Genomic DNA, 13022 nt, shown 5'->3' with positions numbered 1-13022 from the left:
TCATTAAGTGATGAATCGCTCAGAAACCATAGCGTGGCTGAGCGATTTTTTATTCCATCACTGTAAATCCATATTACGTTGCAACGATGACAATAAACTCTCAAGTACCGGCCCTGTTGGGCGTGACCGAGAAACTAAGCAACCAACACTGGTAAGCCAACCTTGCGGTTCAAAATCAATTGGCAACGCCACCAGCTTGCCTTGGGCAATACTCGCTTGCGCTAACTGCTCTGGCACCACTGTCCATCCCAGCCCTTTCATCGCCAGTTGCAGCATGATTTGATGGCTATTGGCATACCATGTCTTACTGCTGATCCCATAACTAAACCACAGCTCCTGCTGTTGCGAGCTTCGGTGCACGATCTGGCGATACTCTTGTAAGTCATGACTTTTCACCGACGATAACGCCGCCAACGGATGATCGGGCGCTGTGACGGTAATAAAGCGACTGTAACCCAAGGAGACAAAGTCCATGTCTTCACGAAACTCACCATCGGTATATATCACGCCTAGCTGGGCGTCACCGCTTTTCACCATCGCAATAATGTCGAAAGTGGAAGCCGACACAATATCAATATGAGTGATAGGAAACTGCTCAGCGATACCGCTAAATACAGACAATAACTCATCGTTAACCAAACTTTCTTCTATCGCGACCACCAGCTCATGCTCATCCTCGCGCTCAAGCGATTCCACTTTCTGATCAAAATAATGCTGTTGATGCAATATCGATTTGGCTATCGGTAACAACGCCTTACCATTTTTGGTTAACGTCGGTGTGTTCTTTTCACGGTTGAATAGCTCTTGGTCTATCGCAATTTCCAAGTTGGCTATGGATTGACTCACTCCCGACTGCGCCCGCTTTAACTTTCGTGCCGCTGCAGAAAAAGAGCCACATTCGCACACGGTCACGAAAATCTTTAACTGCTCGAAACTGTACATCGTCATTCCTCTTACTCTCGCCAGTTCACTAACCAGCAAGTCATCACGAGTTGTGATGGCTGTTAACTTTTCAATCAATAAGCATAACGCAATAATCCCGCCTGCTCACAGAGCGCACTAAGCCTAACATGGGCTTCATTAACTGAAACCTAATCACGAGAAACCAACAAGGTCATGACTGTTGACCTGTAAAAATCGAGAGAGAAAGAAAAATGGGAGCGATTGAGCGTATTTTTCACGCTGTATTGTTTGAAGTATTGGCTGTCAGCCTATCTATCGTTTTGATGATGGTATTTACCGATCATGAAGTGAGTGCCGTATCAGGAACCATGATAATCATTGCCACTATCGCAATGGCATGGAACTTCGTTTTCAATTGGGTATTCGATAAGTTTTTTACCGAAGATAAAGAAAAACGCAGTATAAAACTGCGTATTTTCCATGTCATTTTGTTTGAGATCGGCTTGCTGGTTTTAACCATTCCAGTCATGGCATACATCCTACAAGTCAGCATGATTGAAGCCTTCATCATGGATGTGGGTGTGACTGTCTTTATCACCATCTATGCCTTTATCTTTAACTGGGTGTACGACAACGTAAGGGCAAGCATCATAAAGAAGTCGATCAACTCTTCTCCTTCACTGACCTAACACTGGATTTTGATGATGAAGAGTTAATGTAAAGCCTCCGCGCTGAACCTATCGAATGGGCAACCACGAGTAGGAACAATCAGCCAAGAGCAAGAAGTCAGCCCACCAGGAAACAACAGGGCGTGTAGAAGAAAAACAATATCATAACTATAAATTTCGCTGCTCAGTGGTGTTGCACCGCCCTGAGCAGCCTTTTTATTTACAGTGTAAAGTGCGAGCAATCTATCACCAATTATGAACATTCAAAAAAAATTCAGCACAGGCTGTCGTATTGCTCACTACTCACATCACTCCAGTTCAACATTTCTGCCAAGTTATGCCAATCTTCACTTTCTGAACCAAGATACTTGAGTGAAAATGAAAAAAAGCCCGCAGAAAAAAAAGACATTAATTCCCCTTTATCTCGTTGCAGCTTTGGCTGTTATTGCCTCTTGGCTGTTAATCAACAATACAGAAGATCTCATTCTGGCTCATATTCTCATCATTGCATGTGTCATATACGAACACGTTTTTAAAGCCAAAAAGTAACGCCAATTATTTAAACTCTGACTGTGTTTTTTGCGACGGTGCCATAGCAAGCCGACGTCCTAATCCATCAGGCAAATCTTTCAACATATACTTACGTGTACCTGAAGTCTGATATGTAATGTCACCTTGATGATTTTTTCCAAGCGTCTCAATCGTCAATAAAAGAAAGGCTTGGCTAGGGTAAGGGGACCACTGAAATTCATACTTAAAGATTACCTCATAGCTACTACCACGGGCCATTCGAGGGTAACCCATGCCAGCTTGTAACTCATCCTTCACTATCGCTGCAATTGTACCTACCGTAATACCAACCATACCTCCGGTCATCAAAGTTAACCCCGTTGTAAGCGCAGCCGTTCCCATATGCCCCATATGTCGAATTCGCTTTTCCCACTCAAGGTTCCACTTAGTCGCAAGCTCATCGGTAGGAAAGCTATAGGTATGAGAGAGGGTACGTGAATGTCGCTCTTTTACCGCGCAATTAGGCGCTTTTCCTTGTCCAATCCAGCGTCCTCCGTCAGACCAATTCATTCGATTTTGACACTGTTTCTCTAGTTGCTGGCGTGACAATGCATCAAGTATGACAGGCCTAGTTACGCTATTTAACGACATAGTGATTCCCTCTACTATTAAATAAACAGAACCTACGTAAGCCGTTTATCTAGAGCAAATTTGAACCTAGCGCATTTCGAGACATCTCGATCTATTAGCTGAAATAAATGTATGAAGACCAACAAGGCTAAGCAAATGATCAGATAATTGTGTAGATAGGGCGACGAAAAAAATGACAAAAAAAGCCCCGCATTGCGGGGCTGTAAATAGAGTGATGTGAGTAGAAGAACTTACAACACGATACCTGCGAAGATGAAACCAAAGATGATGCTGAAAATCATGCTCAGCAAACCTGGGATCATAAAGCTGTGGTTAAAGATAAACTTACCAATGTTAGTCGTACCAGTGCGGTCAAAGTCGATTGATGCGATGATAGGACCGTAGTTTGGAATGAAGAAGTAACCGTTAACCGCCACGAATGTCGCAATGATCACTGCTGGTGGTAGGCCAAGTGCGATAGCTACTGGTACCAGTACTGCTGTTGTAGCACCTTGGCTGTTCACCATAACGGATAGGCCGAATAGCGCAAATGCAAAGGTCCATGGTGCAACTTCAACAAGGCCAGAAACCGCTTCTTTCACCATATCGCCATGACCACCGATTAGAGTGTCACCTAGCCATGCAATACCGAAAATAGCCACGATAGCGCGCATACCCGCGTGGAACACAGATCCTTGTGTAATCGCGTAACCGTCAGGCTTACAAATCAAAATAATCAGTGCTGCAATAGAAAGCATTACGATTTCAATCGTATGCGCCATACCCATTACGTGACCATCAAAACTTGGACGTAGTGAAGGGAAAGCACCCATGATTACTACAGCTAAAGAACCAAACAAGAATAGCGACACAGCGCGTGTTGCTTCAGGTTTAATTTCGATTTCTTCAACTTTCACTTCTTCTTCCATCTCAGCGCGGAACGCTGGATCTTGAAGACGGCGTTGGTATTCAGGATCGTCTTTTAGCTCTTTACCAAGCTTGTTCACAATCACACAAGCAGCAGCTAGACCAAGGAAGGTAGCAGGAATGGTTACCATCAGCACATCGGCTAACGTGATACCTTGAGGCTCAAGGAAAGCCACCAAAGCCACAACAGCGGCTGCAATTGGGCTAGCAACAATCGCAAATTGTGATGCGATAACTGCCATTGCTAATGGACGTTCAGGGCGAACACCACTGCGACGACTTACTTCAGCAATAACAGGTAGCACTGAGTAAGCTACGTGACCTGTACCTGCCATCATGGTGAAGACATAAGTCACAATCGGTGCAATGAAAGTAATTTGACGTGGATTCTTACGTAAAATGTTAGACGCAATTTTGATTAAGTAATCCAAGCCACCTGCCGCTTGCATTGATGCTGCAGCAGCTACAACCGCCATGATCATCAACATTACGTCGATTGGCGGACTGGTCGGTTGCAGCCCAAATACGAAGCTCAGTACCGCCAAACCGACACCGCCCATCACACCTAGACCGATACCACCAATACGCGCACCGACTAAAATACAACCAAGAACAATTAAAAATTCAACTATAAACACATCAATCTCCCTGATGACTACGTTTAAACAAATGTTACCTGGCGCACATGATACTGACTTAATATCCATAAGATTTATACATTCATCACACAAATAATGAGTAGTCACGTTTTTTGCATGGTTATTGAGTTGTATCAAATTAGCGGCATAAACAATCACTATCACATCAAAGCAATTGCGCATTAACCGTCAAATTTTCAGCACTTATCAACTGCCTTAAGCCATGGTGACAGTATAAAAAATGGGCATATGTCAAAAAAACCATGAAATAAGTGAAATGATAATTGATATCATTTTTATTTAGATGCATTATGCCCGCCTTTCGAATAGCACTTTCTTGCTATCTGCTTTGTATGCCATAAAAATAAATAAGAACCCAAACTATGAAACTTAATGCTGTTGCTTTCGTTATTTCTGGATTATTACTAAGTCAACCAGCCCTGAGTCATGATTCGGTGACGAGTGCCCCCTCGCAACCATCACCAGTTCAACAACAAGAAACTCAGCAACAGCTACTTCCATCGGTTTCAGACACTTTCGCATGGCTACGTGATGACAGCCGTCAATCTCGCCAAGTGCGCCATTTTCTTACTGAACAAAACCAGCATGCAGATCAAGCACTAGCGCAATATCACCCCATTCAGCAGCAGCTTTTGCAACAATGGCAGGACTACGCACCACAAAAGGCGGAAAAACCATGGAAAATCGATGGTGACTACCGATACCGTTTTGAAACGCGTAACGATGAACGCGTATTAGTTCGTCGCTTTGCTAATGAATCTGAAGATCATGCCGAGGTGATTTTTAACCTCACCCAACGCGCTGCACTCTCGAACTACTACTCGCTTGGTCATTGGGCTATCAGCCCTGATCGCAATACCATTGCGGTATTGGAGGATCGCCGTGGCGATCGCAACTACACACTCAGCCTTATTGACATCAAAAGCCAAAAAGCTACCGAATTAGCGTCTGGTTTAAGCACTGAAATTGCTTGGACAACCAACAGTGATGCTCTGTATGTAGTTACCAACGAAGCCCACACTTATCGCCCTTTTCAGATCGTAAAAATTAATCGTCACCAGCCGGCTAACCCACAGGTCATTTGGCAAGACGACAACCCAGCATGGTTGGTATCACTGTACCCAACTGGTGATAAAAACTATGCCTTAGTACAAAGCAACAACCACGATACCAGCGAACAATACGTGCTATCGCTGACATCTGGCGAGCTTTCTGCACCGCTTCAACAGCGTGAGAAAGGCACTGAATACTACAGCGACATTCTGAATCAACAGCTGATCAGCTTTAGTAATCACCAAGGTGAAATGGCACTTTTCCGTGGTCCTTTAGGCAGCCAAATTGAACAGCTCACACCTGTGTTTGTGCCAAAAGCAGGCACTGAAATCAAAAACTGGTATCTGTTCGATAAAGGCATCGCGGTGATCTTGGGCCAACAAGGCAGTGATGAGCTGGTGGTCTTGGATCAGAACGGCAAAGAACGTTTCCGTCGCCCAATGACGGCAAACGGTACTGTCGCATGGCTATCACAAAATGGTGATGCAAAAAGTAACCTTGTGCGCATTCGCTCAATGTCGATGACCACTCCTGCAACGTGGTCTGAACTCGACATTGAAACGGGTGAAGAGCGTCGTTTATCACAAGATAACTACCCTAACATTGCACCTGAGCACTACCACTCAGAGCAAATTCGGGTGCGCGCCAATGGCGTTGAAGTGCCTGTTTCACTGGCATTTCGTCACGATAAAATCACCGCAGACAGCCCTGTATTTTTATACGGCTACGGTGCTTACGGTACGCCAATGAAACCTTACTTTATGCCGCAAGTGATCAGTTTGCTCGATCAAGGCGCTATTTATGCTATCGCCCATGTTCGTGGTGGCGGCTACCTCGGCAGCGAATGGTATCAAGCAGGTAAAGGGTTGAATAAACCTAATAGCATCAAAGACTTTGTTGCGACTGCTCAAGTAATGCAGCAATACATGCCAAGCATTTCAGCAGGCACTGGCGCTAATGCCCATTCAGCGTTGCCTCAGCCACGTGAGATTTATGCCATTGGTGGTAGTGCTGGTGGCACTTTAGTTGCTGCAGCCATTAATGCGGCACCGAACACCTTCAGTGGTGCTGTACTACAGTCACCGTTTGTGGATGTGATCAACACCATGTCTGATCCATCACTACCACTGACACAACAGGAATACCAAGAGTGGGGGAACCCAGCCAAAACAAAAGATTTGGCTGTGATGAAAACTTATAGCCCTTACGACAACCTCAAACCACAAGCTTACCCACCTATGCTAGTTCGCACTGGGCTTAATGATAGCCAAGTGCCGTATTGGGAAGGGGCGAAATTCATCGCCAAGCTGCAAGCATTAAGTACAGCTAACGCCCCTTATTTACTGACTACCGATTTCAATGCTGGCCACCAGAAAAACCGCAAAACGGCAATGGCAGCGCAAGCAATGGAATACGCCTTCTTACTGGGCTTACATCAACAAAAGATGACCTCGTCGGCGGCAAATACAACATCGCAAAACCAGTCGTCGCAAGACTCGATGCAACCGTCATCATCGTGATTGCAAACGCAAGCCAGTGAATCAGTAAATCCAATAAACCATTACACAGAGCCTAATAACTAGCTAAGTTAACGCAGAGAATAACAACATGAAACTTCACCCATTGGCCTTCGCTGTACTCAGCGGATTGGCTTCGCACGCCTTTGCATCAGAAAACAGCACAGAATCGGCGGATATTTCAGCACCTCAATCTGTCATTGAGATGGAAACCGTTGTTGTCACCGCAACCAAAATCGAGCAACCGTTATCGAAAACTAGCGGCTCAATCGCGGTTATTTCTGATGAACAAATCAAGCAAGAAGGGGCAACAGAACTCTATGATGCCCTCAACCACCAACCAGGTGTCACCGTAACCGGTGGTGCTGGTCGTCCGCAAAATATCACCATTCGTGGTATGTCAGGCAACCGCATTGCGATTATCAAAAACGGCGTCAAAGTGGGTGATGGTTATGGTGCTGCAGATCTTAACGATGTGACCGGTCGCAACAGCTTTGATATGGCGAACGTTAAGCAAGTTGAAGTGATCAAAGGCGCAGGCTCATCACTGTATGGCTCGGGTGCAATCGGTGGGGTGGTGGTAGTAACTACTAAACAACCAGGTGATTACCTCGGTAAGCAAGACAGTCATTTTGAAGTGAATGCGGGTTACGCAGGGATCAGCGACAAATACAAACTAGAAACTACGTTAGCTAAGCGCTTTGGCGATCATGAAAGCTTGTTATTGGTTTCTGGCTGGAAAGGTGGTGAAACACGTAACTTTAATCGTGATCTCTACGAGCGTGATGTCGACGGTTACGGCACGGAATTTACCCATAACTACTTCTTGAATGACTTGGTGATGCTAAAAGCCAACCTGTCGTATTACAAAGAAACTATGGTGCGTCAGGACGGTATTGCACCAGTACAAGAAGATGGTAAATGGCTTGCTGATAAATACTTTGAAGACGGCAAAACCACCAGCTTTGATGCCCAAGTTGGTGCTGAATTTGAAGTGCTGGATAACCTACTGCTTGATAGCTCAGATATCAAAGCTTACTACCGCCTCAAGAATTCTGACACGTTCAAAGATGTATACATGCATCGCGAGCAAAGTGGGATCACAGAGAAGCGCCGTCAAGTAGAGCAACGCATCTATGAAGATGAGCTGATCGGGCTATCTGCTGATCAGAAAAAAGACTTCCTTTTAGGTGACAACACCAAACACCAAGTGGCTTGGGGGTTCGTATTTGAACAAAATAAATACCGTCGCCCTATCACGAAAAACATCTATGACTGGCGTGGCCTGAGCGACACGGTGAAAGACTCTTTTGCTGATGCCACTATGCTAACGGCAGCCGCATTCATCCACGATAAAATTGAATGGCAAAATTGGACCATTACACCCGGGGTTCGTTACGATCTGCAACGACTCAGTCCAACCAAAGTCACTCAGATTGGTGGCCACGAGATCACTGAAAATAACAGTAGTGAACTATCCCCTAGCCTATCTGTGGCATACCAATTTACGCCAGCATTTAACAGCTACCTAAGCTACTCACACGGTTTTAGGGCACCCGCTTACGATAAAACTTACGGCTACGTGCCACACCTATTTAACCCGCTTAAGCCGTTTGTCATCATTCCAAACGCAAAGCTTAAACAAGAAACCAGTGACAACTTCGAGCTAGGCAGTAAATACGACGATGGTCAGCTATCGCTTTACGCAGCCGTGTTCTACTCCAAGTTTGACAATTTCATCGAGCAAAAAGCTGTTGGTCAAGCTGCAGATAAAACTCACTGGGAATTCCAATACCTAAACCTAGCTGGGGTGAAAACGTACGGTATTGAGCTGTCATCAGCTTACCAAATCAATGAAGCAATGAAGCTCTCAGGCAACATTGGCATTGTTGATGGTAAAGATAACGAAGGCGAGCCAATTCGCACCATTACGCCTGTAGAAGGCAACATCAAATTTGACTACTCACTGGATCAAATCACGGCCTACTCTCGCTTGAATTTCGCAGGGGCAATGCCGCTATCTCGCACTCCTACGTGTTACAACAATGTCGAAATGAAAGTGCCATGTGCGACTACAGATGCATGGGCCACCGTTGACTTGGGTCTGAGCTATAACATCACCAAAAACTTCCGCGTTAACGCCAACGTCATCAACCTATTCAACAAAGAATACATTCGTTACCAAGACGTAGCTGGAATCGGTGAAAGTGCGAAACAGTACTCAACCGAGCCAGGTCGCTACTTCAATGTCAATGCTAATTACCAATTCTAAGGATGGATGTCGGATGAAAACGCATGCTTTAAATAAAACCACACTTTGCTTACTCTCCCTGCTGGCTAGCCAGCAGGGGGTAGCTGCCGAACTGCTCTACCCAGCCAATGCTGCCATGATCAATAACAGCGCAGAAGCGAAGCAATACTTGCTTGATTACTTCCAAGCGCAGCCGACAAGTGTTGTCACCGATCTCACTGCTCGTTACCAGCGTGAAAGTTTAAACGGTACTCACTACAACTTTGATGTGATTGATGATCAAGGTAAGAACTGTCATAAAACCTTGGTGCTAAGTGTTGATAAAACACAAAAAGTACAACGTATTTACGCGCAGCTTGAAGCACTGTCTGGCTCATGTGACGGTACCATTGAAAAACCGCGCACCAATTTTGATATTACTCAGCCAGCGATCCCAGCAGCGGCCAAAACAGTGAATGTCACCACTCAGGTCTACAACCCAGACCCACGCACCATGAATCAAGAACCGGTGCCAACAGATGGTGACTTTGCCAACTATACACTGCCCTCTAACTACCAACAGGTTACTATGCCTGTGCTTTGTAGCACCGCAGCTGACGCAAAGTGTGTGCTTGCCAATGACAAGTTAGTGGCAATCGACATCATCAATCTGCCTGATGGTGAAACGGGTAAACAAGCGCAGCAGCCACAGCAAGGGCACCTCTCCTTTGTTGCAGACGGCATCGCTAACATTGATATTACCAAGCTTGATCCTGCCAAGGCGGCTGATAATACCTTTGTCCATAATTACTTTTACGATGTAATGGCTTTCTACCATCTTGATAGCTCGTTACGTTACGTTGAGCAACTAGGCTTTGATCAGCTGTTCTACAAGAAAGTTCAATTCGATGCGCAGGCTTCAAGCGAGAACAACTCTAAGTTCTTAGCTGACATGAATTTGTTGTCGTTTGGTCTCGGTGGTTCACCAGATACTCTCGATGCCGATGTGGTCTTGCATGAATTTGGGCACACCATTAATTTCTACGTGGTACCTGACTGGTCATACGGTGATACCGGCGGTATTGGTGAAGGTTTTGGTGACTACTGGGCAGGTATGTCGTCATTCCGCACTCAATACCAGCAAGGTTCTGAATTCGAGCTTGATGAGGTATTTAACTTTGATGGTCACTTCGGTGGCAAAGGTGGCACCCGTCGACTAGATGATCACCAAGCACGCTACTACCCAAGTGCGGATTACCAAGCCCATATCTCAGTTAATGGCTCGCTATCCGATCAATTGTGGTCAACACCGCTATTCCAATCACTAAAAGACGCGGTTGCGCTCTATCATGGTGATGCCTTTGATGCCATGAACCGTATTATCATCGAAGGACTTTACGGTTTAGGGCGTGGTGTGAAAATGCACCATACCGCACAAAGCATTCTTGACGCCGCACAAACGCTATACCCAAATCAGGAGTATGGTGCAATTTTACGTCGCCACTTTACTCAGCATAACTTGCTACCCACGAAGTTAATGCTAACGGCTACACCACAGTTTATTGATAGCAAAACATCAAAAAACAATGGACAAATTAGCGCTGTTATCTACAACCCAACGCAACAGCCAATGAGCTTAACGGGTCAACTATCAGCGACAGGGCAAGCAAGCACACAAAAGCTAGCAACTGCTGATAAGCCGCTAACACTTAAAGCGAAACAACACCATAAGCTGACTTATCCACTCGCTAAGCAGCCTCAGTGTGGTCAAACACTCGATCTCACACTGGATGCTTCACTGCGTTTTGATAGCCAGCAACGCATGCAAGATCTCAGCTTCCAACAAAAGTTTGTGTACGGCACGCCTAAATTTACGCAGTCACCAAAAACGTTAAATCAAGCACTGATTGACGCCAAAAAAAGTACGAATCCACTGACGCCAATGCGTAAAGGAGTGACTTACGCCACTTTCTTTAGCAACAGCGATCAAGCGACGGTCGGCGATGATTTTGCGGTGATCACCCAGTTAACGCACCCAGATCACCGCGAATTGAAAGTCATTTTGATTGCCCCTGATGGTCAGCAGATCACCTTGCACGACCATCAAGCACATTATCAAACCGATAAATACACAGTGTACCGCCTAGCAGATCACCCACAGCTCAAGGAACTGTTAGGGACTCGTATGTCTGGTGCATGGCGCCTTGAAGTGACTGACATTGCAATTGGCAACCGCGGTCAACTGGTGTCATTTGGTGTCACTCATATCAAAGATTACGAGTGTAAAGACGCCAACGTAACCCCAATTCCAACGCCACAACCTAAACCCGATAACAACAGTGGCGGTGGCGGCAGTGCACTCTGGTTAGCACTCCTTGCCCTAGTACAGCTGGGCTATAGCAAAGCGAGCTTATTTACGCGTCGTTCAATCAAGCGTTAATGCCAAACTATTTGTAGAGAAACAGCATCATGAAAAAAACGTTACTCACTATCACTATTGCGACCCTGCTTGCAGGCTGTAATGGTGGCTCAAGCAACACTATTGATAACAATGCCAAGCCAGATCCAAAACTGGACTACACCATCACAGGTGAAGTGCAATCTAACTACCTAGATAAAGACACCACTGTTTGTGTTGACTTAAATGCAGACTGGGTTTGTAACCCTAGTGAACCAAAAGTCCAAGTACAAAGCGGCTTATTTAGTATCACTAGCAACAACAAGGATATTTTACTGTCACGTTTACTTGCAGTTTCTACCTTGAATGCTGCCGATGATCAGAGTCGAGCTTACACCAGCAAGAGTGTTACCTTAGCGACACCATCGCTGCAAAAAGAAAAAGGTAATGTTATTAATGGTATCAGTACCTTAGTAGCCGCTAATATGGAGCATGGTTTTAGTGCTCGTGAAGCAATCAGGGATGTACAAGCCAAACTAGAAAAGCAAGGTTTGAGCATCTCGGGTGATCTTAGCGATAACTTTAACGATCCCGCTTTGACACAGGTTGATAAAAACATTCAACTGCTATCAGCATCTGTGAAAGATGAGCAACGTAGCCGAATTTTGAGTTCGTTGGCGAAAGACCTGCATAGTCAAAAAGACTTCATTACTGCAGACTCTCTCACCGAGCAAGAGATTGCAGATAAAGCCGCGCAACTAGAGCAACAAAGCCTAGCCCGTCTTGTGGGTAATGATACCGGTATCACTCAATACTTTGACGGTACTGATTTCACCGATACCCCACAAGCCGGTTTCCCACTGCAAGATGCCAACATTGGCTTTGATGCAACCGAAAAAAATAGCCACTCTGGCAATGGGTTTAAATTTACCAAGCTAGATGCCAAAGGTCAGGCATTACCAGATAGTGCTGCCGAATGGAGCTGTGTTCGAGATGAGCGCACCAAACTTGTTTGGGAAGTGAAATCTAACGATCCAACCTCCCCGCGTTGGAAGAAAAATGAATTCGCTATCCAAATCAAAGGTGGTATTCAACCTCATAGTGAAGCGATCAAGCTATCTCAAAAAACGAATAAGTCAGGTATTAACACCACAGGTCAGTACCAAGAGATGGTGAATAAAGAGCAGCTTTGTGGAATCAATACCTGGCGTCTACCAACCTTTAACGAGCAATACGATCTACTTAACTTTGGTTCAACCGCCACTGACGATGACGACAACTTAATCGGTCTAGAGACTAAGTACTTCCCGAATGTTGACGGTGGATCAGAAGGCTTTGGCTGGTACTGGTCCTCAAGCTTAATGTATGCCCCGAACCAAGCTAAAGAAATGCATATTTACAATTACTTAGATCAGGTTAGTGATAGCTTCGGTGAAGCAGGCGTACAACTGTTATGCAAACAAGAAAATGTCGAATGTAATTACCCAACAGTAATGAACGTACGTATGGTTAGCCAAGGAAAATAAC

The 13022-nt window shown here is 45.2% G+C and carries 9 protein-coding genes; 5 read left to right on the top strand and 4 right to left on the bottom strand.

Annotated features, from left to right (window positions below):
• Window positions 1-57 precede the first annotated feature (57 nt).
• The gene (locus tag A3K86_RS18450) at window positions 58-942 is read right to left on the bottom strand and encodes a LysR family transcriptional regulator (protein WP_068334811.1); all 885 of its coding nucleotides are present in this window, start codon (window positions 940-942) and stop codon (window positions 58-60) included.
• 212 nt (window positions 943-1154) lie between these two features.
• On the opposite strand from A3K86_RS18450, the gene A3K86_RS18445 reads away from it, so the two are divergent.
• Window positions 1155-1592 carry a PACE efflux transporter gene (locus A3K86_RS18445; RefSeq protein ID WP_068334808.1) on the top strand — a complete coding sequence of 146 codons (438 nt, stop codon included), beginning with the start codon at window positions 1155-1157 and terminating at the stop codon, window positions 1590-1592.
• A 253-nt stretch (window positions 1593-1845) separates the two neighbouring features.
• On the opposite strand, the gene A3K86_RS23090 is transcribed toward A3K86_RS18445, so the two are convergent.
• The 3 genes from A3K86_RS23090 to A3K86_RS18435 form a co-directional block, all read right to left on the bottom strand.
• Window positions 1846-1980 carry a hypothetical protein gene (locus A3K86_RS23090; RefSeq protein ID WP_269747618.1) on the bottom strand — a complete coding sequence of 45 codons (135 nt, stop codon included), beginning with the start codon at window positions 1978-1980 and terminating at the stop codon, window positions 1846-1848.
• A 146-nt stretch (window positions 1981-2126) separates the two neighbouring features.
• Complete coding sequence (locus tag A3K86_RS18440; protein ID WP_068334805.1) at window positions 2127-2732, bottom strand: hypothetical protein; 606 nt, start codon at window positions 2730-2732, stop codon at window positions 2127-2129.
• A gap of 230 nt (window positions 2733-2962) precedes the next feature.
• The gene (locus A3K86_RS18435; RefSeq protein WP_068334802.1) at window positions 2963-4276 is read right to left on the bottom strand and encodes an anaerobic C4-dicarboxylate transporter family protein; all 1314 of its coding nucleotides are present in this window, start codon (window positions 4274-4276) and stop codon (window positions 2963-2965) included.
• A gap of 383 nt (window positions 4277-4659) precedes the next feature.
• On the opposite strand from A3K86_RS18435, the gene A3K86_RS18430 reads away from it, so the two are divergent.
• The 4 genes from A3K86_RS18430 to A3K86_RS18415 all read left to right on the top strand — a co-directional run bounded on the left by A3K86_RS18430 (window position 4660) and on the right by A3K86_RS18415 (window position 13021).
• Window positions 4660-6870: a prolyl oligopeptidase family serine peptidase gene (locus A3K86_RS18430; RefSeq protein ID WP_068334799.1), complete on the top strand. Its 2211-nt coding sequence runs from the start codon at window positions 4660-4662 to the stop codon at window positions 6868-6870.
• 88 nt (window positions 6871-6958) lie between these two features.
• Window positions 6959-9139: a TonB-dependent hemoglobin/transferrin/lactoferrin family receptor gene (locus tag A3K86_RS18425; protein ID WP_068334796.1), complete on the top strand. Its 2181-nt coding sequence runs from the start codon at window positions 6959-6961 to the stop codon at window positions 9137-9139.
• 13 nt (window positions 9140-9152) lie between these two features.
• Window positions 9153-11537 (top strand): proprotein convertase P-domain-containing protein, encoded by a 2385-nt coding sequence (locus tag A3K86_RS18420; protein ID WP_068334793.1) that lies wholly within the window; start codon window positions 9153-9155, stop codon window positions 11535-11537.
• A gap of 29 nt (window positions 11538-11566) precedes the next feature.
• The gene (locus A3K86_RS18415) at window positions 11567-13021 is read left to right on the top strand and encodes an Lcl domain-containing protein (RefSeq protein ID WP_068334790.1); all 1455 of its coding nucleotides are present in this window, start codon (window positions 11567-11569) and stop codon (window positions 13019-13021) included.
• Window position 13022: the final 1 nt, after the last annotated feature.

The sequence above is a fragment of the Photobacterium jeanii genome, from assembly GCF_001650345.1.
In the GTDB taxonomy this organism is placed as follows: Bacteria; Pseudomonadota; Gammaproteobacteria; order Enterobacterales; family Vibrionaceae; genus Photobacterium; species Photobacterium jeanii.
Note: the sequence above shows the minus strand (reverse complement) of the source record. Positions and strands in the feature narration are given on the sequence as shown.

Coding starts and splice junctions, on each gene's coding strand:
- A3K86_RS18450 (WP_068334811.1), bottom strand. CDS start 942: ATGTACAGTTTCGAGCAGTTAAAGATTTTCGTGACCGTGTGCGAATGT.
- A3K86_RS18445 (WP_068334808.1), top strand. CDS start 1,155: ATGGGAGCGATTGAGCGTATTTTTCACGCTGTATTGTTTGAAGTATTG.
- A3K86_RS23090 (WP_269747618.1), bottom strand. CDS start 1,980: ATGTCTTTTTTTTCTGCGGGCTTTTTTTCATTTTCACTCAAGTATCTT.
- A3K86_RS18440 (WP_068334805.1), bottom strand. CDS start 2,732: ATGTCGTTAAATAGCGTAACTAGGCCTGTCATACTTGATGCATTGTCA.
- A3K86_RS18430 (WP_068334799.1), top strand. CDS start 4,660: ATGAAACTTAATGCTGTTGCTTTCGTTATTTCTGGATTATTACTAAGT.
- A3K86_RS18425 (WP_068334796.1), top strand. CDS start 6,959: ATGAAACTTCACCCATTGGCCTTCGCTGTACTCAGCGGATTGGCTTCG.
- A3K86_RS18420 (WP_068334793.1), top strand. CDS start 9,153: ATGAAAACGCATGCTTTAAATAAAACCACACTTTGCTTACTCTCCCTG.
- A3K86_RS18415 (WP_068334790.1), top strand. CDS start 11,567: ATGAAAAAAACGTTACTCACTATCACTATTGCGACCCTGCTTGCAGGC.